Origin of the sequence: Nostoc sp. JL31, from assembly GCF_017114965.1 — a bacterium.
Taxonomy (GTDB): domain Bacteria; phylum Cyanobacteriota; class Cyanobacteriia; order Cyanobacteriales; family Nostocaceae; genus Nostoc; species Nostoc punctiforme_A.
Map to the genome: position 1 here is coordinate 64,765 of NZ_JABXKO010000123.1, position 24,711 is coordinate 89,475.

Here is a 24,711-nt window from a genome sequence, read left to right on the forward strand (position 1 = left end):
GATTGGCTGTATTGTCAAAAAGAAGAGTGTTTGAACATCAGCGACTAAAGCGATCGCGATATTGTTAACAGCAGATTGAAAGTCTAATAGTGAGACTAAGACCGTGAAGTATTTCTTTCTATCTGAGGGATGGGCAGTTGCAAGAGTCTGGGCATCTGATGGACTCTGGCAAATAACTGCATGGCGACGCCAACCAGATATTCAGCGAATGAATATTTGTATAGTCGAAGAAAATGAATTGCTCTGGCTTTATCGAGTTGAAGAAGCCGTTTTAACCGTGGAAGTGAAGCCAACAACACCAGCAATTGCCAGTCAACCCATCGGCCAAGTAGTACTCAAGCGTCTGATGAGCGCCGAACAGGTAATCGAACGCCTGGGTACGGCTGAGGCGAAGTGTCAACTGCAAAATATCCAGTTGGTGGTTCAGTAAATATGGGGCATGGGGCATAGGGCATGGGTCATGGGGCATGGGAGAGTATTCTTTTCCCTGCTCCCTCTTGCTTGAGGTTTTTCTGTTCAATGCCTAATGCCCAATTCCCAATGCCCAATGCCCAATTCCCCACTCATAGTAAAGAAAAGATAAGCAAATTTAATCCCCGACGGGTATTGGTAGCGAAAAAACTTGGAGATGCTACGCGATCGCATCAATTTACACGCTTGCAAACAATTCCATCAATAGTTACACTTTTTAAAACATTCTCATTTTTGCTTGGCGATGGCTACCCTACATAGGTAAACCTCCCGAAGCGAGTAAGCATTGCCAAAGCACCCACGCTGTCTGATTTATTAAGACTATGCTGTGGTGATACTCTGGCTCTGGCAATAACAAAAAACAAGAGAGAGTTTTATGAGTGGCGATTTTCGTCTCTCATAACCTCAGTAAGAAAATTGCTTTGTAAACTAACTCATCGAGGAGGAGCGTAGTCGATGGGACTACCCTGGTACCGAGTACATACAGTCGTTCTGAATGATCCAGGGCGACTGATTTCTGTACACCTAATGCACACAGCCTTAGTAGCAGGCTGGGCTGGTTCGATGGCACTCTACGAACTAGCTGTTTTTGACCCTAGCGATCCAGTTCTCAACCCGATGTGGCGTCAAGGAATGTTCGTCTTGCCGTTCATGTCACGTTTGGGCGTTACTCAATCTTGGGGTGGTTGGAACGTTACTGGTGGGCCATCAACCGATCCTGGCTTTTGGTCATTTGAAGGCGTTGCTGCCGCTCATATTGTTCTTTCCGGTCTGCTATTTCTAGCCGCCGTATGGCACTGGGTTTACTGGGATTTGGAACTCTTTAGAGATCCCCGCACTGGTGAACCGGCTCTCGACTTGCCAAAAATGTTTGGCATTCACCTGTTCTTATCTGGTCTACTTTGTTTTGGATTTGGTGCTTTTCATGTCACCGGACTATTTGGGCCGGGGATATGGGTTTCTGACGCTTATGGTATAACTGGCGCTGCCCAGGCAGTAGCACCAGAATGGGGTCCAGATGGTTTTAACCCCTATAACCCTGGTGGCATTGCGGCTCACCACATTGCCGCTGGTGTTGTTGGTATTATTGCAGGCTTATTCCACCTCACAGTTAGACCCCCCGAACGGCTCTACAAAGCCTTGCGGATGGGGAACATTGAAACAGTACTTTCTAGCAGTATTGCAGCAGTCTTCTTTGCTGCTTTCGTTGTTGCTGGTACTATGTGGTACGGTAACGCCGCCACTCCCATCGAATTGTTTGGTCCTACCCGCTATCAATGGGATCAAAGCTACTTCCGTCAAGAAATTCAGCGCCGCGTCCAAACAGGCGTTGCTCAAGGTGCAACCCTTGACCAAGCCTGGTCGCAAATTCCCGAAAAGCTGGCTTTCTATGATTACGTCGGTAATAGCCCCGCTAAAGGCGGTCTATTCCGTACAGGGCCAATGGTGAAGGGTGATGGTATTGCCCAATCTTGGCAAGGTCACGCCGTATTCAAAGATTCTGAAGGACGGGAATTGACCGTGCGTCGTCTCCCCAACTTCTTTGAAACCTTCCCAGTGATTTTGACTGATGCAGATGGAATTGTCCGCGCTGACATTCCCTTCCGTCGGGCAGAATCTAAGTATAGCTTCGAGCAATCTGGTGTTACCGTTAGTTTCTACGGTGGCAATCTGAATGGTAAGACCTTTACAGAGCCAGCTGATGTGAAGAAGTATGCCCGTAAAGCTCAAGGTGGTGAAATCTTTGAATTTGACCGAGAAACCTTGAACTCTGATGGTGTATTCCGCACCAGTCCAAGAGGTTGGTTTACCTTTGGACACGCCGTATTTGCTCTGCTGTTCTTCTTTGGTCATCTCTGGCATGGCGCTCGGACAATCTACCGAGACGTATTTGCTGGTGTTGACGCCGATCTTGAAGAGCAAGTTGAGTGGGGTCTGTTCCAGAAAGTGGGTGACAAGTCAACCCGCCGGAAGGAAGCCCTTTAATTTCAGTGCTGAGTAAAGAAGTGCTGAGTTCCGAGTTAAGGCTCTGACTCAGCATTTAGCACTCAGCACTCAGAACTTTAATTACTGGCTGGATAAAGAGGAAATCGTAATAATGGAAAGCGTTGCGTACATCTTGATTTTTACTCTGTGTATAGGTACTCTCTTCTTTGCGATCGCATTTCGCGAACCCCCTCGCTTTGAGAAACCAAAAGATAAGTAGATCCTATCCACAGACTTTTAAGCGGATTTAATCTTAATATCCGTTGCTACTAAGTATGGTGGCAACGGATATTATTGTATTCATCCTTGGTTGGTTTTCACTACTAAGTAAATGACAAATCATTTTTATATTGTGATATAATTTCCAATCTTGGGAGTAGATATGTGTTAATGCTAGCTTTTCTGCGCTAGGATGAAAAAGGATGTTTTGTGTAAGCTGCCATAGTACTGCTTACATAACACATCGCGCTTGTCGCACCACCTTTACGGAGACTAGAACCAGGAACAAATCAGCATGGTCAATCAGAATTTAACCGCTACAGAAATTGGATTCACTCACGAAGATTTCGCTGCTCTACTTGACAAATACGATTATCATTTTAGCCCTGGTGATGTTGTGCCAGGAACAGTTTTCAGTATAGAGCCGCGCGGCGCTCTGATTGACATTGGTGCTAAAACCGCAGCATATATTCCTATACAAGAAATGTCTATTAACCGGGTCGATAGCCCGGAAGAAGTATTACAGTCAAACGAAACGCGCGAATTTTTCATCCTTACCGATGAAAACGAAGATGGTCAATTAACCCTTTCCATTCGCCGTATTGAATATATGCGGGCTTGGGAACGCGTGCGGCAGTTGCAAGCAGAAGATGCTACTGTCCGTTCTGGCGTGTTTGCAACCAATCGCGGTGGAGCATTGGTACGAATTGAGGGATTACGTGGGTTTATTCCAGGTTCCCACATCAGTACCCGCAAACCTAAAGAAGAATTGGTAGGCGAGGATCTGCCTTTGAAATTCCTAGAGGTAGACGAAGAACGTAATCGCCTCGTTCTATCTCATCGTCGGGCGCTGGTTGAGCGTAAGATGAACCGCCTAGAAGTCGGCGAAGTAGTAATTGGTACTGTTCGTGGTATCAAACCCTACGGTGCTTTCATCGACATTGGCGGCGTCAGTGGTCTACTACACATTTCTGAGATTTCTCACGAACATATTGATACACCTCATAGCGTGTTCAATGTCAATGATGAAGTGAAAGTTATGATCATTGACTTGGATGCAGAAAGGGGTCGCATTTCCCTATCTACCAAGCAGCTAGAACCCGAACCCGGCGACATGATTAAAAACCGGGATTTGGTCTACGATAAGGCAGAAGAAATGGCTGCTAAGTATCGCGAACAGCTATTAGCCAAGCAGCAAGGTGCTACTGCTGCGGCTGCACCTGCGGAAGTTATTGCAGACGAAGATGATATTCCACCAGCAACGGAACTTGAAGAAGATATTCCACCAGCAGCAGAACTTGAAGAAGATATTCCAGTAGTTGCGGCAATTGAAACAGAGATTCCAGCAGTGACGGAAACTGAAGAGGAAATTCCACCAGTTTCAGCAGCTATTGAAGAGTAATAAATTTTTTATAGTTTTACTTGTCTTTAAGTAAGAGTATTAAATCATTTTATAAAGAGGGTTTTTCCCTCTTTTTTTATGTGGAGAATCGTTAAAAGTGAAGAGTTGGGAGTAGTTAGAAGTTAAATATTATGGCAACCATTAAATGTAGAAATATCACTTTTGATAATATCCAGGCAATTTTGTTTGACAAAAACGGTACTCTAGAAGATTCAGAAACGTATTTGCGATCGCTAGCACAAAAAGCAGCAAGATTAATAGATGCTCAAATTCCTGGAACTGGGGAACCCCTATTAATGGCATTTGGCATCAATGGTAATTTTCTAGATCCCGCAGGTTTAATATCAGTAGCGAGTCGTCGCGAAACAGAAGTTGCGGCTGCGGCATATATTGCTGAAACTGGAAGAGGATGGTTTGAGTGCTTAAAAATAGCCCGTCAAGCCTTGGATGAAGCGGAAAAATACATTGGACAAACTCCTTCACCTCTGTTTGTAGGTAGCCTAGAAATTTTGAAATACCTGCGGGAGAGTGGGCTAAAACTTGGCATCCTCTCAGCTGCGACAACTCAAGAAGTACGTAATTTTGTAGCCAATCACCAGTTAAGCGATTATATCCAGTTAGAAATGGGCGTAGATGAAGGGCCGAGTAAACCAGATCCAGTGCTATTTTTGCAAGCTTGCCAAGCTTTGGGAGTTGAACCGAACGCTACCTTGATGGTGGGTGATGCAGTCGGTGATATGCAAATGGCGCGTAATGCTAAAGCCGCAGGTTGTATTGGGATCACTTGGATAGGTAAGTCAGATAATGTCCGAGGTGCGGATGTGGTGATTAATAAACTTGATGAAATCAAGATTTTAGAAGATTAATTTATTGCAATCAGATTCTGACTCCTGAATTCTTCTTCAATCTTCTTCTTTCTTCTCTTCTAAATTGGTTATCTTTGTATTTTGCAGAAGGATATGGTCTTCATGATTATGTTTTTCTTCTTTCTTTTCTTGTACAACTTGAGTGGCATATATTTCCACATCACGCTGAATAATATCTTCTACATGACTGGCAAATAAATTAAATGCTTGTTCGTGGCTTGGATAAATACGATAAGGGCCCGTCAACTGTGAAAATTGCCATCCTTGGGTTTTCAAAGATTCGACTGTTCGGCGATAGTGTCGCCAGCGTTCTCCATAGTGAAAAAACTCTTCAATGGCAGCACTAATCGCAACTATTTGGCTCAAACCAAAAGTTGACCACATAATGATATCCCTATTGTTAGGTTTGAAATTAGTGTTAATGTTTAGACTTACTAATGCTGGGAGAATTACACCACCAAGAATAGTTGTTACCCGTAAAAAATAATGGCGATCGCGCGATAAATTCGCCTTACCTTCCATCCAGAGTACTTAGTCTAACCAGCGCGATCGCAAAAAATGTTTTTGCACATTACCTAAGTTAATACCTGCAAATAACTTGTTAAAATCTTCTTTTAAAAATTCATTATAACTATCTTTTTTTGCCATTTTTTACTCCTAATTAGAAAGTAACCCCTTAATTACTTTGCCTAAATTATCAACTCCTTTCTCTATATCGATTAAGTCGATGTATTGTAATGTACCAGATTTAGCTAGCTTTTTGGCTCGTTGATCAGTAGCCTTTCCCCGCAAGGCATCTGCAAGTATATCTGCGGTTCTACCACTACCAGCAATCACAATAACTAACCTTCCACTATCAACGCTAGAAAACGCATCCTTAAAGGTAATTTCACCACCGTTCAAGAGTACTGTCACCGAAGGTGCATCATTGGCCAGCATAGTCGCAACGTGAGATATCCAAGGAGACTCGTCGCCCCAATCGTTACCAGGAACTAGCACGAAATGAGTATGGTTTGGCTCTAAGGGTATTAAATCAGCAGCAGTTTCCAAATTATTAGGTAAAGCCACTTTGCCTTCAGGTGTCACACCAACCAAAGCAAACTTAGCACCTATTTGAGTACGAGCCGCACCCATCATTCGCATAATTCCTGCATCCGTACCCCCATCAACGACATAAGCCCCCAAAGTTTCGGCGATGGGGGCTAAAACTTCCACAAACAACCGTTGAATGCGGAGAAAGTCAGCTTCACTGATATTACTTGCACCCCCCACTACTACTAAAACAGGACGCGAACCGCCAAGCCCTATTTCCTCAAGAGCATAAGGCAATTCTGCTTGCTGCTCAACTTGAGTAGCTAATGCTGTTTGCCCATTATCAAAGGTAAGTTTTAAACAACTTTTCATTTTTTAAAAATTCTGACTACTTAGGTTTTCTGGCGTAGTGCTTCGCAGTCATTTTCTGCAAGTGTTGTATTCCCTTATCACCTGAAGGATAAGGAATTTTATGATGCTTTTGTATGGGTTGATCGTTGATTAATGCGCTACCAAATTTCCTCTTATATGTAAATGGCGATGCCTGCTGTGGTAACAAAGCTTTGTCGTTTGCATAGTGTCTCGTAGAGAAGTGCAGACTACACATACACTCAAGTTTTTTACGATTATTTTGCTTGCTAGGAAATTTTTGATGCACAAAGGAATAGCTTCTTGTTTGTTAGTATCATAAATTATGATTTTGCACTTTATTTATGGACAAGAACGCCAGTTTTTAAGTTAATCTGAATAATTAGATTTTAACTATAAGTTCCTGCTCTCTCACTTGTTACCGCCAGAGGTTCTGACTCTATATCCTCTATCTTATTAAACTCTCCAGCGCGCCAGCTATCTGTTGTATCCTTGATAAAACTGGCAATTGGGATCGCAATTAACAAACCCAGTACTCCTCCCAACTTTGCGCCCAGCAACAAAGAAATCACCACCCATACAGGATTTAAGCCAGTCAAATTGCTGAGAATTCGAGGTGCAATAATATTAGAATTAACTTGGTCGATCGCAACAGCTACACCTAAGACTTCCACCCCTAACCAAAAATTTTGCAGCGCTACCAATAAACTTACTATGGCGATACCGACTCCCGTACCAAAGGGGAAGAGTGAAAATAAGCCAATGCCAATACCAAACAGTAGAGCCAAGGGAACTTGCAGCGCTAAAAACACTAGTGTAATTGTCACCCCTAACACAGCTCCTAATGTTGCTTGACCGATGAAGTAATTGTGAAAATCCTCTCGCAGTAATTCCCGTACTCTTGACCCAATACTAGGGGGAAACCACTGAAAAATTCCATCCCAAAGACGTTCACCGTTCAATATTAGGTAGATAGTCAACACTACAGCCAGCAGCACATTGAGAACAATACCAATGGTATCGACAGCAAAACCAAGAATTCTACCAGTGAAAGACTGAAGTTGGTTAGATAATCGTTCTAGAACTTGGGTAAATAAACCACTTAAATTAATCGGAAGTTGCTGTTGACTTAACGCCCAATCTTGAAAAGCTTGCAGCTGCTGAGTACCAGAATCAATCCAACTCGGCAAAATATTAGCTAATTCTACGAGTTGTTGAATAATCAGGGGAACCAAGGTGATACCTAAAGCTACTAAAACCACCAGAGTCAAAAGCAACACTCCTCCGATCGCTAAGTTGGGTTTCACTCCTTGCTCCTGAAGAAACTGGATTGGATAGTTCAAGACAAAAGCTAGCAGGATGGCGGCGGCAATAATGCTAACCAAGGGTTGAAAATACTGTATAACCTGGAGCAATAGCCAGCCGTTGAGAATGGCAATGGGAAATGCCAATCCTATAGTTAACCATCGCGGCAGTTTGTTTGCTGAGTGCATTAGTGATGACCCCATAAGAGTTCGTTCTAACTTTATTTTGGCTTCTTGGGATGTGGGGAGTGGGGGATGAGGGAGATGGGAAGAAGAATTAATAATCAATGCCCAATGACAAATGACAAATGACTTATCCCCAAATTATGTTGGATTTTTCTCAATAAAATCCAACATAATTTTCTGATGCATTGCCCCTAAAGGTCGCACTTCGCCAGCATTTTGTGAATAACAGTTACCTTGGCGAATATTTTCTGGTGTAAATAACGCCATATCCCAGCCCTCATTCAGAACCAGTTGATTTAATTCCACCAAGAGTGGTGCATGAAAGACATGACGGACAACTCTTTCGTTGGGATAACAGCCAAATTCAAGAAAGGGTGGTAGATCATAGCCGATTTCTTCTAAAATTTCTCGTTTTACCGCTACATCTGGCGTTTCACCAGGTTCGATGTGACCACCAAACAGGGCCCAGTAACCAGGGTAGAGAATACCGGGGATGTTGTCACGCAGTTGCATGAGAAACTTGTTTTTCTGGTAAAGAATTGCGATCGCTACGTGCACCTGTTGATTGTTCATATCTTTATTTTTAATTGTTGATTATTCTTCTTCTAAATAAACTTCCCCCAATTCTTTGCCAGCTAAAGGAATACTTCGGTAGCGAACTTTACCCTTAATTACAACTTCTGAACCTTCACCCAGATTCTTTTGATTGGTGACAACCCAAATTTTGCCCGTTGAGTCCTTAATTTTATAAGCCCACTGTTTGATCAGGGGAGCTTGCTTTTCTACCTGACCTTGGATGTAAACTATAGCCTGATTGTCTTGTTTTGCTTTAATCTCTCCAATTGGAGTGACATTTTTACCAATTTTTAAGCCAGCACCACGCAAACCAGGCGATATCAAGTTACCACAACTACAAAGTCCTGTTATCAGAAAAAAAGTCAACCCCAAACGGTAAGGAACAATACTGTGCCCGTACAAGAACGAAAGAGATAAATTTCTTATTTGTCGCATAAAAGCCACCGATTTATTTATTTTGGGCATTGGGCATTGATTATTCTCCTCTGCTCCCCTGCTCCCCTGCCCCTCTCCCACTCTCCTAATTCTTTATTCTTCAGATGATGCCGTTGATCTGAGAAAATAAACATTATGGATTTACTGTGAGAGAAACGCTACGACACCAAACAGCCACACAATAATAGTCGAAAGTCAAGAGTTAAGAATCAATATTTTCATTTTGGACTTTGGACAAAAAGCGAACATAGCTGGGAATTTTCATGGAAACAAAAACTGCCAAACTCCTTGATGGGAAAGCTTTAGCTGCAAAAATTCAGCAAGAACTTGCTGTTGCGATTACACAATTACAACCAAAAATTGGACGACCACCTGGTTTAGCAGTGTTGATGGTTGGTGATAACCCAGCATCAGCGGCTTATGTACGCAATAAAGAAAAAGCCTGTGCTAAAGTTGGGATCGCTTCTTTTGGTAAGCATTTTCCTGCCGAAACTACCCTTGAGGAGTTAGAAGAGGTAATTGCTGCACTCAACCACGATAAAAGAGTGGATGGCATTCTTGTGCAGTTGCCCTTACCTAACCACCTGGATGCTGTAACTCTGCTACATCAAATTGATCCCGATAAAGATGCTGATGGACTGCACCCAGTTAACTTGGGGCGACTAGTACGGGGAGAAACTGGTTTACGTAGCTGCACCCCAGCTGGTGTGATGCGGCTTTTAGAAGAATATGAGATTCCTTTGCAGGGAAAACAGGCAGTAGTTGTGGGGCGCAGTATTTTGGTGGGTAAACCGATGGCGCTGATGCTATTAGAAGCTGATGCCACAGTCACGATCGCTCACTCGCGATCGCATGACCTCAAAACCATCACCCAAAATGCTGATATTCTAATTGCAGCAGTAGGTCGTCCCGGATTGATCTCTGCTGATATGGTGAAACCGGGCACTGTTGTGGTAGATGTGGGGATGAATCGCGTCACCGATGCTAATGGCAAAAGTCGCCTCATTGGCGATGTCCATTTTGAATTAACCGCTGATGTAGCAGGATTTATCACCCCAGTTCCTGGTGGTGTTGGCCCGATGACTGTTGCCATATTGTTGGAAAATACATTTGCTAGCTATTCCAGAGCGGCAAAAGAAGAAAGAGAGTGAAAGTTAAAAGTTATTCTTAATAACTCTTAACTCCTAAATCCTGTACAGACGCGATTAATCGCGTCTCTGCTCCTAACTCTTCATTTTTTTCAGCCCCCCAGCACCTTAAAATTGTGACGTATAAGGCAAAAATCGCAAAATGTCAGGAATTAAAGAATGGTAGCAACTGATAACGTGCAAAAGACACCACCAGAGGAAGCCACATTTAACTTAGCAGGCTATCTAAAAGAGCGACAAAAGCTTTGTGATAATGCTTTGGATCGGGCTATCCCAGTCATTTATCCAGAAAAGATTTATGAGGCGATGCGCTACTCGTTATTAGCTGGAGGTAAGCGTGTACGTCCCATTCTTTGCCTTGCCACCTGTGAAATGATGGGTGGAACCATTGAAATGGCCATGCCAACAGCTTGTGCTGTGGAGATGATCCACACAATGTCGTTGATTCATGACGACCTTCCAGCGATGGATAATGACGATTACCGTCGTGGAAAGCTGACGAATCATAAAGTCTATGGTGAAGATGTCGCGATTTTGGCTGGGGATGGCTTGTTGGCTCTTGCTTTTGAGTCTGTTGCCATTCAAACCCCCCAAAGCGTTAAGAGAGAGGTGGCCTTGCAGGTTATTGCCCGTCTTGGTCGAGCATTGGGGGCAGCTGGTTTGGTCGGCGGTCAAGTTGTCGATTTAGAGTCGGAAGGTAAATCTGATATTTCCTTAGAAACCTTAAATTTCATTCATAAACACAAAACAGCAGCCCTTTTGGAAGCTTGCGTAGTTTGTGGCGGGCTGATTGCTAATGCATCACCTGAAGATGTGCAACGACTAACCCGTTATGCTCAAAATATTGGGCTAGCATTCCAAATCATTGATGATATTTTGGATATCACTTCTACCCAAGAGCAATTAGGTAAAACAGCTGGCAAAGACGAAAGAGCTAAGAAAGTTACCTATCCCAGCCTTTGGGGACTTGAGGAATCGCGCTCAAAAGCCCAAGAGCTAGTTAAAGAAGCTTGTGTGGAATTAGAACCCTTTGGAGACAGAGCTATACCACTCCAAGCGATCGCTCATTTTATTACCAGCCGTAAGAACTAGTAACGCTTTGGGTAATTCGTAATTCTTATACCCCAAGCGTTTCATTGATTGGGAATGGGTAGTTTATTTACACCATACTGTACTACTACTGCCCAACGAAATTAAAAATTCACTGATTCAAAATTACAAAAGCTTACTTGATAAGCCTTTAGGTTATTTTGAATCGTTGGTCTTTTTGCAACGTGATAAATTAATTTGGGAATTTTGGGTTGAATCTAAATGTTTCCTCAACCAACAACTGCTGCTAATATTTACTAACCTAACCAAAATACCATGCAGGACATAGGCAACATTTTAGACAACCGGGTGCTGCTGGTTGCTCTGGTAGCTTGTTTAATTGCTCAAGCATTAAAGCTCGTAGTTGAGATCGTCAAACATCGCAAACTGAATGTGCGTGTTTTGGTGACAACCGGAGGTATGCCCAGTGCCCATTCGGCTCTGGTTACGGCTCTAGCCGCTGGTGTAGGGCAAACACTAGGTTGGGCATCTCCTGATTTTGCCGTTGCGATCGTTTTTGCCATCATTGTCATGTATGATGCAGCCGGAGTTCGTCAAGCAGCTGGTAAGCAAGCTCGTATTCTCAATCAAATGATTGATGAATTATTTCATGAAAAACCAGATTTTAGCCAAGACCGTCTGAAAGAATTACTCGGACATACACCAGTTCAGGTAATCGCCGGATCGGCTTTGGGTATAACCATCTATTGGTTAGCTAGGTCTGCTTATTGAACTAGGGCAATAAATCTTTGTTTGAGCGGCTATTGATAATTGGTAACTGGTAATTTGTCAATCAAATTTGGATTTTGGATTTTAGATTTATCCCGTGAAGAAATTCAGGGGATTAAGGATGAAAGGATTTGTTCCAAATAACTTGTTTCTCACAGAGCGAATATAAATATGTTCGCTTAAAACCTTTTTAAATTTTGAATTTAAAATCCAAAATTTAAAATCCAAAATTCGGTTAATTGACAAATTTACCAATCTGGTAGCTCGCATCAGTATGCCAGTAAACTTAATATCACTAAAACCGCACAGTTGAGCGCAGCAGAATCACCTTACGGCTATCTACTAGGCTGGCAACGAAACCGCCATTGTTTAGCTTTTGCAATGTATTATACGCTTCAGTTTGGTTAGTGGTATAAACTGCTAGCAAGTAAGGGCGTTGTCCATAAGAAACAAAACCGACGTTACCTCCCACCACTTGCTGCACATTATTTACTAGTTCTGGACGGTTGTAATAATCTACCAGCACTGCATAACCTTCTCCTAATGCTTGAGGATTATAGCTGACTGTCTGCTGAGGTGGTTTTTTTGGCTGTGACTGTGGCTGTGGCTGTGGCTGTGGCTGCACATCTGCCGTTGTCGTCGGTCGAGTTGTAATTATGGCAGATAAGCCAACAATATTGCTGACATATCTTGCCCAACGATTGGCATCGTCAATTTTATTAAAACCCCCGACTCGCGTCACGGTTTCGTTGAGATATTTGCAGGTGATAGTTTTAAGTTCAGGTGGTAAGGCGCTACGTAACTGCTTTTGATTATTTGCTGTGGGACTGACTACTAATAAAAGATACTCACCCGCATTTGGTGGTTGACAAGAGGGAATGGTTTTTTGAGCAAGTACAGAACTCATACCACCAATCAACCCTACAATCGCTAATCCTAAAACACTTGGTAAATTCTGAAATCTATGCACAAAAGTTAGATTATGTAAATTAAGGTGTCTTAGAAGATTTTATAAGAAAAAAGCTTAAAACCTAGCTACTTCAGTATGGTGATGAAATATGTGTCAAAAAATATATTTTGTTACTCAAAAATAAAGTTAGGGAATGAGGAGTAAAGAAGGGAACAGGTTATAGGTTACAGGGTACAGATTATTCTCCATAACCTGTCACCTGTCACCTCTCCCCTAAGCAATGCCTAAGATACGGTAGCTAACGATGCTAAAGCATCTGGTATTGCCTCAGAAGGAGCCTGGAATTCTCCAGTGATGACGTACTCTAAACGCAGTTTTAACCAAGTAATAAATTGAGGATTTGTAGAAATAATTGCGACTGCTGGTTGGGGACACTTTGCTTTTAGCTCTTTAAACTGCGGTGTTTTCAAGAAAGCTGGTTGTTCAACCAACCAAAAATCTATTTGTTTTTCTTGTTCGTGGTAGTTACGGGTGCGTTCTTTGAGAACTTCGTGTATCGGTTCTTCTTGGAGAAGAAAGCGCTGACTTGCCAAAACGTAATGGTATGTTTGCATTTTCATCCTTTGGTTGCTATGTGAATAATTTCAGGGCACAGTGACTCTGTACCCTTACAAACTAACTTTTGTGGGATTTATTGAACCAAGAACTGAACGGACAAGCACTTTTCTGGTTTTCAGATTTTGTCTGTTTGCCACCAGATGTTAGCTTTTCCAAGAACAGATTATTGTCGAAGTAGTGTTCTAAGGAAATAACCTTCAAGTCATCGGTAACTTTTGCAATGCTCATGCCGATAATTTCTATTGTCTCTCCAGTAGGTGCATGGCCTTTATATTCTCCGTTAAAATGTCCCCAATGCCGCCATTTAAATGTGACATTTGGGGGCCCTGAGAAAACTTCCAAAACTTCCCAAGGAAATCCTTGGGGGAATGTTGTGTGGAAGACTTTTGCGGATGATTCAAAGGTTTCTTCTGAAGCTTTGTAATGCTCTGAATCAGGCATAAATAGATTGTAAGTACCTTGGGCTGATACATCTGCTGCGGTATACTCTACTCCACCATTGGTACTGACGCGAAACTGTTCATTCACAATAGATAACCACTCTTGCGGGTTAGCTTTGAAGGATACCTCCATCTCAAAGGTTCTCACTAAGTTTTGGACGATCGCTTCCAGTGTACCTTCAAGGTGATTGTGGATACTTTCTTGGGCAAGATTCTCATTTGAACGGGAATAATCAGGCGGTGTCTGATAGCGCCACTCGACATCAGTGCTTTCTGCTATCACTTTATCTCTATTCTGTACCCAAAGTGGCAGGTTGTTAGATTGTGTTGCGCTCATAGAAGTTTTTGCTGAAGATTTGATCCCAATTTCTAGATTTCGCAGTGACAACCCCTCTAGATTATAGGTTACAGGTTACAGGTTACAGGTTATAGTTTCTTCCCCTATTCCCTATCCCCTGTCACCTGTCCCCTCTTATAGCTTGCTTCATCTCGCGGACTGCCTTTTCTATACCTACTAATGCTGCCCGACTGATGATGGTATGACCAATGTTCAGTTCTTCCATGCCTGGAAGCGCAGCTACCGGATAGACGTTCCAATAGGTAAGCCCATGACCAGCATTAACTCGCAATCCGGCTTGAATCGCTTGCTCACACCCTTTAGCTAATATGGCTAATTCTCGCTGGCGATTTGTTTCATCCTTAGCCTCAGCATATTGTCCGGTGTGCAATTCAATAAACTGCGCCTCTATCTTGACAGATGCTTCAATTTGTGCAGGTTCGGCATCGATAAATAAACTAACTGGAATGCTAGCGCTTTGCAATTTATCGACTATTTCACCTATTCTAGCAATTTGGCCGATAATATCTAGTCCGCCTTCTGTTGTGACTTCTTCGCGCTTTTCGGGGACTAAAGTCACGTAATCTGGTTTGATATCGAGAGCGATCGCTAGCATTTCGTCTGTAGCGGCCATTTCTAAATTAAGATGCGATCGCACTGTTTGCCGCAATATCCGCACATCCCGATCTTGGATATGTCGCCGATCTTCACGCAGATGCACCGTAATTCCATCTGCACCTGCTAATTCTGCCAGTACCGCCGCCGCTACTGGATCTGGTTCCACCGTCCGACGCGCTTGCCGGATAGTGGCGATGTGGTCAATGTTAACGCCAAGTGTAGGCACCCCAAGTTTCTCCCAAATCCACAGTCTTCAGAACTTGATTTTACCGGAAATAGCGGTAGTTTTGCTTAATAAGCTACAGACAGATTACACATGTAAAATGCGATGTCTACGACGGGCTTTTCGGTGTTCCCCAAAAGAAAACTGAGTTAGCAAAAGCTGATCTTTGGGCAAACTACTTTAAATAAGTAGCTGATTTAACAAGAGTTGATGAAGTATGAATACAGCAGTTGAGCCGATGGACAAGCTTTTAAACTATCGAATTAGCGAACAACTTTATGCAGGCTCTAGAACCTTAGTTTATCGTGCTATTCGAGAGTCCGATCAACTTCCAGTGGTCATCAAACTGCTCCAGCAGGAGTATCCTACCTTCAATGAACTGCTGCTGTTTCGTAATCAGTACACGATTGCTAAAAATCTCGATCTACCCGGTATTGTTCATCCCTACAGCCTGGAACCTTACCGCAACAGCTATGCTTTGGTGATGGAGGATTTTGGTGGTATTTCCCTCAGAGATTGGCTCAACAAAAAAATGGAGAGTAACCAATATACTCTGACAGAGTTCTTGGATATTGCGATCGCTCTGAGTAATACTCTTGACGGACTTTATCGCCATCGAATTATCCACAAAGATATCAAGCCTGCCAACATTCTCATCAACCCGGAAACTAAGCAAGTCAAGTTGATTGACTTTAGTATTGCCTCTCTTTTACCCAGAGAAACCCAAGAAATTTACAGTCCTAATGTCTTAGAAGGTACTCTCGCCTACCTTTCCCCAGAACAAACCGGGCGGATGAATCGCGGAATTGACTATCGCAGTGATTACTATTCCCTCGGCGTTACGTTCTATGAATTGCTGGCTGGACACCTACCCTTTGAGTCTAACGATCCGATGGAGTTAGTTCACTGTCATATTGCCAAGCAACCAAATCAATTCAAAATTCAAAATTCAAAATTCAAAAATGAAGAACCTATTCCCGAAGTTCTTTGTGGGATTGTGATGAAGTTGATGGCGAAAAATGCTGAAGACCGCTATCAGAGTGCATTAGGGCTGAAATTTGATTTAGAAAAATGTTTGTCTCAATTGCAGGAAATTGGCTCGATTAAATCTTTTGAATTAGGTGAGCGGGATATTTGCGATCGCTTCATCATCCCAGAAAAGCTCTATGGTCGCCAAGCTGAAGTTCAAAATTTACTGGATGCCTTTGAGAGAGTCAGTCAGGGAAGCACTGAAATTATGTTAGTAGCAGGCTTCTCTGGTATTGGCAAAACTGCTGTAGTGAACGAAGTCCACAAGCCAATTGTGCGACAACGGGGTTATTTCATTAAAGGTAAATTTGACCAGTTCCAGCGCAACATCCCTTTCTCTGCCTTCGTGCAAGCTTTTCGAGACTTAATCGGGCAACTGCTGAGTGAAACTGATGCCCAATTTGAGCAATGGAAGTCCAAAATTCTCTCTGCTTTGGGTGAGAACGGACAAGTGATGATTGAGGTGATTCCAGAACTGGAAAGTATGATTGGTAAACAGCCGCCTGCGCCGGAACTCTCTGGTAGTGCGGCACAAAATCGCTTCAATTTGCTGTTTTTGAAGTTCACTCAAGTCTTCACTGCATCAGAACATCCATTGGCGATCTTTATTGACGATCTGCAATGGGCAGATTCTGCTTCTTTAAACTTAATGCACTTGTTAATGAGTGAAGCTGACATCGGCTATTTATTGTTAATTGGTGCTTATCGAGATAACGAAGTCAACCCAGTACATCCGTTGATGCTGACTTTGGAAGAGATTCAGAAATTAGATGCCACAGTCAATAGAATTACCTTATTACCCCTCGATCGGGTTTCTATCAATCATTTGGTTGCAAATACATTGAGTTGCTCTTTAGCTTTAGCCACACCCTTAACAGAATTAGTATTGAGCAAAACTAAAGGGAATCCTTTCTTCAGTAACCAGTTTCTCAAAGCGCTACATCAAGATCAATTAATTACATTTAATTTTGATGGTGGTTATTGGGAATGTGATATTGCTCAGGTGCGATCGCTCACTCTTACTGACGATGTAGTAGAGTTTATGGCAATTCAGCTTGAAAAATTGTCAATAGAAACTCAAGAAGTTTTGAAATTAGCGGCTTGTGTAGGAAACTCTTTTGACTTAACCACATTAGCGATTGTCTATGAACAGTCTGAGGCAACAACGACAGATGAATTATGGAAAGCACTCCAAGAAGGATTGATCATTCCTACCAATGATGTTTACAAGTTTTATCAACAGCATTCATTGGTAAATAGCCAGAATGACTATGGACAAATAACCATCACCTACAAATTTCTTCACGATCGCATTCAGCAAGCTGCCTATTCACTAATCCCTGACAATCAAAAGCAAGTTACTCACCTGCACATTGGGCGTTTGCTGCAACACACCACGACTGCAAATGAACGTGATGAGAAAATTTTTGCGATCGTCAACCACCTCAATCAAGGGGTCGCTTTGATTAGTGATGAGCTGGAGCAACAGGAACTCGCGCAGTTAAACTTGGCGGCTGGACATAAAGCCAAGGGTGCAACAGCTTATGCAGCAGCTTTAGACTATTTCAACACAGGTATTGCCATGCTGACGAGTAATTGCTGGCACAGCCAATACAATCTCGCCCTGATCTTGTATGAAGGAGCAACAGAATCAGCTTACCTCTGCACCGATTTTGAACAGATGGAACAGTTAGCTGATGTGGTACTGAATCATGCCCAATCATGGCTGGAGCGGGTAAATATCTACAGTATTAAAATCCAGGCTTGCATGGCACAACATCAGCAGCTAGAAGCCTTGCAATTAGCACGAAAAATCCTCAAGCATCTGGGAGTACATTTGCCGGAACAACCCACCCCAGCAGACATCCAACAGGCACTGAGGCACACCCAAACCTTGCTCAATGGCAGGTCAATCGAATCTTTGTTGGAATTACCGCAAATAGCCACACCGGATAAAAAAGCGGCAATGGTTATTTTATCCAGCATTATTTCTGCCACCTATCAAGCTGCTCCCGATCTTTTGCCCCTGGTGATCTTTGCCGAATTCGATTTATCAGTAGAATACGGCAATGCTCCAGAATCGACTCATAGCTACGTAATGTATGGGTTGACCTTGGCTGCCATATTGGGAGATATTGACGCAGGCTATCGGTTTGGGCAACTGGGGATGAATCTTATGCAACGCATTCATGCCCCCAAGTTAACTGCTAAAACCATTTTTGCCTTTAACTGCTTCCTTAGACATTGGCAAGAACCAGCAAAATATACCTTGGAAGGATATTTGCAAGCCTACTCCAGTGGGCTAGAAATCGGTGATATCGAGTATGTCGCTCTCAGCTTGATGTGTTATTGCTACACAGCTTACTGGAGTGGTCAAGAACTATCTGCCTTAAGACAAACGATAGAAGCTCATCGCAAGGTCATTCAGCAATTGCGCCAGGATACCTGTCTGCACACACAAAGTATTTATTATCAGGTTGTAGTGAATTTGTTGGAGGTTGTGCTTGAACCTGAGCGGTTGCTTGGCGAATACTGCCATGAGGATGAAATAATTCAGCTTTACCTCAAAACGAATCAGGGAGCAGGACTATATCAGGTTTATTTCAATAAACTGTTCCTCTCCTACCTTTTCCAACACTATGAACAAGCTCTACAAAACGCCAAACTTGCAGAACCGTATTTGGGTGCAGTCACAGGACTAGTAATGCTTCCTCTGTTTTACTTCTACGATGCACTAGTTCGATTAGCGGTTTACCCAACAGCCAGTGAGACAGACCAAATCAGCATTATAGAACGGGTGAGGGGTCATGAAGAAAAACTCAGCACTTGGGCGGCTCATGCACCAAGTAATCAGGCTCACCGCCATGCTTTAGTGATCGCAGAAAAATGTCGAGTATTGGGGGCAAAAGCCGAGGCAATTGAGTATTACGATCGCGCCATTGCTAAAGCCAAAGAAAACGAATACCTCAATGAAGAAGCTCTTGCTAATGAACTTACAGCTAAGTTTTATTTAGAATGGGGCAAAGAACGGATTGCCCAAGAATATTTGATTAATGCTTACTATTGTTATACTCGCTGGGGTGCTAAAGCCAAAGTCGATGATTTAGAACAACGTTATTCACGGCTTCTAGCCCCGATTTTACAACAGACGCGTTCACGAAGTGACTCTGAAAGAGTATCGCTACTCACGCCCAATGAAACGATCGCAAATATTGACAGCATTACGACTTTCCACCCAAGCGTTAATAAATCAGTAACCTCTAGCAGCAACACATCAGTAATGCTAGATTTTGCAACAGTTTTAAAAGCCTCTCAGACTCTCTCCAGTGAAATTGAACTTGATAAATTACTTACGAAGCTGCTGCAAGTGGTGATTGAAAATGCTGGAGCAGATAAGTGTGCGTTACTACTGCTTAAAGAAGATAGATTGGTAGTTGAGGCGACGGCTCAAGTTGGTCAAAAATCAACGGTGTTACAGTCCATTTTTGTGGAAGATAGTGCAGATGTTCCTCATAGCCTAATTTACGCCGTCAAACGCAGCCTGCAACCTACCATTATCTTTGATACAACATTATATCCGGTGCTGATAGCCGATCCCTACATCATTAGTCAGCAACCCAAAAGCTTGCTATGTACACCAATTTTCTATCAAGGAAAACTCTTAGGGATTTTATATTTAGAAAACAATCTGATGACTGGGGCATTTACTAGCGATCGCGTCGAAATTCTCAATCTATTATGCACTCAAGCTGCAATCTCCTTGGAAAATGCCCGACTTTATCAGCAAGCACAAAATACTCTAGAAAACTTGGGACAGACGGAACAATTCTTGCGGTTAATTATGGACAATATCCCCCAATCTGTTTTCTGGAAAGACCGCAATAGTGTTTATTTAGGCTGTAATCATAAGTTTGCTCAAGCTTCAGGTGTAGGAATACCAAAAAATGTTGTTGCTAAAACAGACTACGATTTATCTTGGACTCGTGAGGAATCAGATTGGTATGTAGAGTGCGATCGCCGCATTATGGAATCTGGACAAGCTGAACTCAATATTATTGAAACATTACAGCAAGCAGACGGAAAACAAATCTGGTCGAATACAAATAAAATTCCCCTAAAAGATAGAGAAGGAAACGTTTTTGGTATCCTTGGAACGTCTGAAGACATTACCAAATACCAGCAATCACAAAAATTGCTACAACAGCAAAAGCAACAATTAGAACAAGCATTGCAAGCACTCCAAACGATGCAATTGCAATTAGTACAAGGTGAAAAAATGTCTGCCATTGGTAACTTGGTAGCAGGTGTTGCCCATGAAATCAACAATCCCGTCGGCTTCATTGCTGGCAACTTAGAACCAGCAAAAGATTATGTCAAAGATTTATTGGGTCTAATTAATCTTTATCAAGAAAAGTTTCCTAATCCCGGCTCAGATATTCAAGATGAAATTGATGCCATCGACCTGAATTATTTACGCGAAGATTTACCTAAATTGCTGGAATCGATGAAATTGGGTGTTAGCCGTATCCGCAGTATTAGTACCAGTTTGCGAACATTCTCCAGAGCAGATAAGGATTATAAAGTTCCCTTTGATATTCACGAAGGTATTGACAGCAGTATTCTGATTCTGAGACACCGTTTAAAAGCTAACGAAAATCGTCCGGCAATTGAGGTGGTGAAGAATTATGGCAAACTCCCCCTAGTGGAATGCTTTGCTGGACAACTTAATCAGGTATTTATGAACTTGTTAGCAAATGCCATTGATGCACTTGAACAATACAATATAGAACGGAGTTTGGAAGCGATTCTTGCCAACCCCAATTGCATCACCATTCAAACTCGTGTAGCAGACTCAGGTCAGGATGTTTTGATTAAGATTGCTGATAACGGGGTGGGAATGTCATCTGAGGTTAAACAAAAAGTATTTGACCATTTGTTCACCACCAAACCTGTAGGAAAAGGCACTGGATTAGGATTAGCGATCGCTCGTCAAATTGTTGTAGAAGCACATGGCGGTTCGCTTTCTTGTACTTCCGAACTTGGAAAGGGTACAGAGTTTGTCATTCAAATCTCTACTCAACAACAATAATTAATGCTGAGTGCTGTTAGCGGTAGCGGGGCGTTTAGCCCGTGCTGAGTAATTTCCATTTTACTCAGCACTTTTCATTTTTGCTTTTTAAATTTTAGTTTGGAGTCAAGTGAAGATGATGCTTAAATTGCGAAAAGTCTGGTTGAAAATTAATCCCCGATGGAATGCCCAGATCAACAAAAAATACTACTCATTTAAATGGCGATCGCGAAACTTACTATTATTATTAATTGTGGTGATTCTATCCATTAGCATTAGTGCCACAGCTGTTACTAGTTACAAGATTGTTAAGGGATTGCTGCTCGATAGTATCAAGGAGCAAGCACTGTTAAAAACACGGCAAGGTGAGGATGATATTGATAACTGGTTAGCCATTCGTAAGACAGAAATTAAGACTTTGGCAAATTCTGTTGTCGTGCGATCGCTAGATTGGCCTGTGATGGAACCTTACTTGCAATCTGAGGTGAAGCGGCTGCAAACGTTTTTGCTCATGGCATTAAGTATACCAGATGGTACATTAATCAATACTCACCAAGATCATCTTAATGTTAAAGACCGAGAATTTTTTCAGCGGAGTATAGCGGGTGAAACAGTAGCAGCCGATCCAATTATTGGACGCACAACCAAACAGTTACAGATTCAGATTAGTTCGCCGATTCCTGCCAACACAGGTACAAAGCCAGCAGGTGTTTTAATGGGAGGAATTCCAATTAACCGGGTAGTTGAAGTCATCAGCAATTTACATCAAGGTAAGAGCAGCTATGCCTTTGCGCTAAATTCTCAAGGAGTTCCCATCGCTCATCCCAATATAGAACTAATTGGTACACCCGAAAAAGCTGCCCAGAGTTTCCTTAACTCACCCAATCTTCGGTTAGCTGAAATTACTCAAAAAATGGTAGCTAAACGCACAAATATTGAATTACTTCAACTGGATGGTAAGTGGAGTTATATTGCTTACACTCCCCTCAGAGAAGCAAATTGGTCAGTAGCGTTAATTGTGCCAAAAGAAAATATTGAATCGCCATTGCAGGCGTTGAACCTATTGGCTACAGTTTTGGGAGGATTGCTATTGGTTGGGTTAATTAGTGCATGGCGACAGGTGCAGCTATATGAACAGATTCGCGATCGTGCCTTTGTTTCCAGCCAGCAGGCGCAGGAACTCAGCAAAACCTTGAAAGAATTGCAAAATACCCAAGCTCAACTTATCCAGACCGAAAAAATGTCTAGCCTGGGACAACTAGTGGCTGGAGTGGCACATGAAATCAATAATCCTGCTAATTTTATCCATGCCAATCTCAACCATGCCAGCATTTACAGCCAAGACATCCTTGATTTGCTCAAGCTTTATCAACAAACCTACCCAAATCCTACCCCAGAAATTAGCGATCGCGCCCAAGACCTTGATATTGAGTTTCTGGCAGAAGATTTACCCAAATTAATGGCATCAATGCAAGTGGGAACCAAGCGCATTCGTCAGATTGTACTATCGTTGCGTAATTTCTCACGCCTTGATGAGGCAGACATGAAATTTGTAGACATTAATGAAGGATTAGACAACACTCTGATGATTCTGAATCATCGCCTGACAGCCACGCCTAATCAACCAGAAATTCAGATCGTTAAGAAATATGGTGATTTACCTCTAGTAGAATGCTATGCAGGGCAACTCAATCAGGTGTTTATGAATGTTCTAGTGAATGCAATTGATGCTATAGAAGAGTCATTAGTAAAGAATGAAGGACAAATTCGCATTCAGACTGAACTCACTGATGAAAAACAAGTGATTATTCAGATTTCCGATAATGGTATTGGGATGTCAGAAGAGGTAAAGCAACGAGTATTTGACTATATGTTCACTACTAAACCTGTGGGTAAAGGAATCGGATTAGGAATGGCGATCGCTTATCAAATTGTCGTAGATAAACATCGAGGAACTATTGAAGTTGATTCTACTCCAGGATATGGAACAGAGTTTACTATCCGTATTCCTTTAACAAGTAACAAGTAAAAATTACTTCTAACATTGAAATAGGCAAAGTTTATGTTGATGATTTATTTTAGCTAATTTATACACTCATACTCAGAGGCGATATACTTTAATAAAGTTGATTTGTAAATTCTATCGACTACATAAATTAATACATCAACTCTCTGAGGTGATATGCTTTTAAAACTGCAACAAATTATTGTTAAACCTGGCCAACAGATGTTGCTCAAAGATATTAGTTGGCAGCAGTTAGAAAATATTTTAGAAGAAATGGGAGAAAGGCGTGCTGCACGTATTTCTTATAGTCATGGTTGGTTAGAAATTATGGTTCCCCTACCAGAACACGAAAAAGATAAAGAACTTATTGGTGATTTAGTCAAAATCTTGTTAGAAATACTCCAAATTGATTTTGAGCCTTTTGGTTCCACAACACTTAAAAATGAGCAAATGCGGCAAGCAGTAGAACCAGATACCAGCTTTTATATTCAAAATCAAGCTGCTGTAATTGGGAAAAATCGCATTGATTTAAATATAGACCCACCACCAGATTTAGCAATCGAAATTGATATTACTTCTCGGACTCGATTTGATAATTATGAAATTTTGGGAGTTCCTGAACTTTGGCGACATACACAACAAGGGTTAGAAATTTCCTTGCTAAAAGAAGGGAAGTATATAAAGTCTGAATCTAGTCCTAATTTTCCTAATATCCCAATAGTTGAATTAGTTAATGAATATGTTCAGCAATGTTTAACAATTGGGAGAAGTCAAGCTATGCGTAATTTTAGAGATTGGGTGAAGAATAATTTATGATAGAAATCTAAGGCTTTCTGAGAAAGGCGATCGCTCATGACTACCGAAAACAACCCAAGAGCCATTCTAGACTGGGAACACCCTACACCGCCTACAGATTTAATTTTTGATCACCGAGATCCCTTGGAATCAAATCACCACCGTATTGCTATGAATGTGTTGATTCGCTCATTGCAGCAAGCTTGGGCTGACCGAAATGATTTTTTTACTGGTGGCAATATGTTTATTTATTACAGCAGCGCCCAAGTACGCTAACCAGGATTTCCGTGGCTCCGATTTCTTTGCTGTCCTGAATGTGGACGGGACTAATTCTCGTCAAGGTTGAGTAGTGTGGGAAGAAAACGGTCGTTATCCTGATGTGATTGTAGAATTAATATCACCATCTACAGCTAAAATAGATAAGACTGTTAAAAAAGACCTTTACGAACAAACTTTTCATACTTCAGATTATTTTGTCTATGACCCCTTTGACCCGACTTCTTTGCAAGGGTGGCATTTAGATCATAATCAGCAATATCAATCTTTGACACCAAATGAGCGTGGTTGGTTGTGGTGTCAAAAGTTAGGTTTATGGTTGGGAACGAATGAAGGAACAATAGACAGAGAAACGGCGGTATGGTTGCGGTTTTATGATGTAGCTGGCAATTTGGTTTTGTTACCAGACGAGGCTGCTGTTGCACAAGCACAAGCCGCAGTTGCACAAGCAGAAGCAGCCGCTGTACGAGAAGAAGCGGCTGCTGCACAGGTGGCTCGTTTAGCGGCTAGATTGAGAGAAATGGGGGAAAATCCAGATATGTTGTGAATTTTGGCTTTTTTGATGAATTTATCGAGTTGT

At 42.1% G+C, this 24,711-nt stretch carries 21 protein-coding genes and 1 pseudogene; 13 read left to right on the forward strand and 9 right to left on the reverse strand.

Translation table 11 applies throughout. The features are described from left to right. The first annotated feature begins 103 nt into the window (after nucleotides 1-103). From HWQ43_RS33470 to HWQ43_RS33495, 6 genes are all read left to right on the forward strand, one after another. Nucleotides 104-430, forward strand: coding sequence for a hypothetical protein (locus HWQ43_RS33470; RefSeq protein WP_292741696.1), 327 nt, complete (start codon nucleotides 104-106; stop codon nucleotides 428-430). Nucleotides 431-519: 89 nt separating this feature from the next. Beyond that, nucleotides 520-732 (forward strand): hypothetical protein, encoded by a 213-nt coding sequence (locus HWQ43_RS33475; protein ID WP_292741698.1) that lies wholly within the window; start codon nucleotides 520-522, stop codon nucleotides 730-732. Nucleotides 733-927: 195 nt separating this feature from the next. Next, the gene (psbB, locus tag HWQ43_RS33480; RefSeq protein ID WP_292741700.1) at nucleotides 928-2,457 is read left to right on the forward strand and encodes a photosystem II chlorophyll-binding protein CP47; all 1,530 of its coding nucleotides are present in this window, start codon (nucleotides 928-930) and stop codon (nucleotides 2,455-2,457) included. Nucleotides 2,458-2,569: 112 nt separating this feature from the next. Further along, entirely contained in the window at nucleotides 2,570-2,677 is a 108-nt protein-coding gene (locus HWQ43_RS33485) for a photosystem II reaction center protein T (RefSeq protein WP_084227385.1), read from the forward strand. 294 nt (nucleotides 2,678-2,971) lie between these two features. Next, a complete protein-coding gene (locus tag HWQ43_RS33490) occupies nucleotides 2,972-4,078 on the forward strand; it encodes a 30S ribosomal protein S1 (protein WP_292741701.1) in 1,107 nt (368 codons plus the stop codon). Between the two features lie 131 nt (nucleotides 4,079-4,209). Continuing rightward, the gene (locus HWQ43_RS33495) at nucleotides 4,210-4,944 is read left to right on the forward strand and encodes an HAD family hydrolase (protein ID WP_292741704.1); all 735 of its coding nucleotides are present in this window, start codon (nucleotides 4,210-4,212) and stop codon (nucleotides 4,942-4,944) included. Nucleotides 4,945-4,980: 36 nt separating this feature from the next. Here HWQ43_RS33495 and HWQ43_RS33500 read toward each other — a convergent pair whose 3' ends face one another. The 5 genes from HWQ43_RS33500 to HWQ43_RS33520 form a co-directional block, all read right to left on the reverse strand. Then, a complete protein-coding gene (locus tag HWQ43_RS33500) occupies nucleotides 4,981-5,466 on the reverse strand; it encodes a DUF4231 domain-containing protein (protein ID WP_292741707.1) in 486 nt (161 codons plus the stop codon). 135 nt (nucleotides 5,467-5,601) lie between these two features. Continuing rightward, nucleotides 5,602-6,348, reverse strand: coding sequence for a hypothetical protein (locus tag HWQ43_RS33505; RefSeq protein ID WP_292741708.1), 747 nt, complete (start codon nucleotides 6,346-6,348; stop codon nucleotides 5,602-5,604). A gap of 386 nt (nucleotides 6,349-6,734) precedes the next feature. After that, nucleotides 6,735-7,838, reverse strand: coding sequence for an AI-2E family transporter (locus tag HWQ43_RS33510; protein ID WP_292741709.1), 1,104 nt, complete (start codon nucleotides 7,836-7,838; stop codon nucleotides 6,735-6,737). A gap of 135 nt (nucleotides 7,839-7,973) precedes the next feature. Beyond that, nucleotides 7,974-8,408, reverse strand: a complete 435-nt coding sequence (locus HWQ43_RS33515) for an NUDIX hydrolase (protein WP_292741711.1) — start codon at nucleotides 8,406-8,408, stop codon at nucleotides 7,974-7,976. A 21-nt stretch (nucleotides 8,409-8,429) separates the two neighbouring features. Further along, nucleotides 8,430-8,846, reverse strand: a complete 417-nt coding sequence (locus HWQ43_RS33520; protein WP_292741713.1) for a hypothetical protein — start codon at nucleotides 8,844-8,846, stop codon at nucleotides 8,430-8,432. Between the two features lie 263 nt (nucleotides 8,847-9,109). Between HWQ43_RS33520 and folD the strand changes: the two genes are divergently transcribed. From folD to HWQ43_RS33535, 3 genes are all read left to right on the forward strand, one after another. Further along, complete coding sequence (gene folD / locus HWQ43_RS33525) at nucleotides 9,110-9,997, forward strand: bifunctional methylenetetrahydrofolate dehydrogenase/methenyltetrahydrofolate cyclohydrolase FolD (protein WP_292741715.1); 888 nt, start codon at nucleotides 9,110-9,112, stop codon at nucleotides 9,995-9,997. A gap of 156 nt (nucleotides 9,998-10,153) precedes the next feature. Continuing rightward, nucleotides 10,154-11,086: a geranylgeranyl diphosphate synthase CrtE gene (gene crtE / locus HWQ43_RS33530; protein ID WP_292741717.1), complete on the forward strand. Its 933-nt coding sequence runs from the start codon at nucleotides 10,154-10,156 to the stop codon at nucleotides 11,084-11,086. Nucleotides 11,087-11,359: 273 nt separating this feature from the next. Further along, on the forward strand, nucleotides 11,360-11,815 hold the full coding sequence (locus HWQ43_RS33535; protein ID WP_094350479.1) for a divergent PAP2 family protein: 456 nt from the start codon (nucleotides 11,360-11,362) through the stop codon (nucleotides 11,813-11,815). 292 nt (nucleotides 11,816-12,107) lie between these two features. Here the strand turns inward: HWQ43_RS33535 and HWQ43_RS33540 are convergent, their stop codons facing one another. The 4 genes from HWQ43_RS33540 to HWQ43_RS33555 all read right to left on the reverse strand — a co-directional run bounded on the left by HWQ43_RS33540 (nucleotide 12,108) and on the right by HWQ43_RS33555 (nucleotide 14,961). Continuing rightward, complete coding sequence (locus tag HWQ43_RS33540; protein ID WP_292741720.1) at nucleotides 12,108-12,782, reverse strand: hypothetical protein; 675 nt, start codon at nucleotides 12,780-12,782, stop codon at nucleotides 12,108-12,110. Between the two features lie 224 nt (nucleotides 12,783-13,006). Next, on the reverse strand, nucleotides 13,007-13,336 hold the full coding sequence (locus HWQ43_RS33545; RefSeq protein WP_292741721.1) for an MgPME-cyclase complex family protein: 330 nt from the start codon (nucleotides 13,334-13,336) through the stop codon (nucleotides 13,007-13,009). Between the two features lie 61 nt (nucleotides 13,337-13,397). After that, nucleotides 13,398-14,117, reverse strand: a complete 720-nt coding sequence (locus HWQ43_RS33550; protein ID WP_292741722.1) for a SnoaL-like polyketide cyclase — start codon at nucleotides 14,115-14,117, stop codon at nucleotides 13,398-13,400. 121 nt (nucleotides 14,118-14,238) lie between these two features. After that, nucleotides 14,239-14,961, reverse strand: coding sequence for a pyridoxine 5'-phosphate synthase (locus HWQ43_RS33555; protein WP_292741724.1), 723 nt, complete (start codon nucleotides 14,959-14,961; stop codon nucleotides 14,239-14,241). A 214-nt stretch (nucleotides 14,962-15,175) separates the two neighbouring features. Between HWQ43_RS33555 and HWQ43_RS33560 the strand changes: the two genes are divergently transcribed. The 4 genes and pseudogenes from HWQ43_RS33560 to HWQ43_RS33575 all read left to right on the forward strand — a co-directional run bounded on the left by HWQ43_RS33560 (nucleotide 15,176) and on the right by HWQ43_RS33575 (nucleotide 24,678). Beyond that, nucleotides 15,176-21,076 (forward strand): AAA family ATPase, encoded by a 5,901-nt coding sequence (locus tag HWQ43_RS33560; protein ID WP_292741726.1) that lies wholly within the window; start codon nucleotides 15,176-15,178, stop codon nucleotides 21,074-21,076. A gap of 115 nt (nucleotides 21,077-21,191) precedes the next feature. Continuing rightward, entirely contained in the window at nucleotides 21,192-23,084 is a 1,893-nt protein-coding gene (locus HWQ43_RS33565) for an ATP-binding protein (RefSeq protein WP_292741727.1), read from the forward strand. A 153-nt stretch (nucleotides 23,085-23,237) separates the two neighbouring features. Further along, nucleotides 23,238-23,876 carry a Uma2 family endonuclease gene (locus tag HWQ43_RS33570; RefSeq protein WP_292741729.1) on the forward strand — a complete coding sequence of 213 codons (639 nt, stop codon included), beginning with the start codon at nucleotides 23,238-23,240 and terminating at the stop codon, nucleotides 23,874-23,876. Nucleotides 23,877-23,912: 36 nt separating this feature from the next. After that, nucleotides 23,913-24,678: pseudogene (locus HWQ43_RS33575) on the forward strand (Uma2 family endonuclease). Nucleotides 24,679-24,711: the final 33 nt, after the last annotated feature.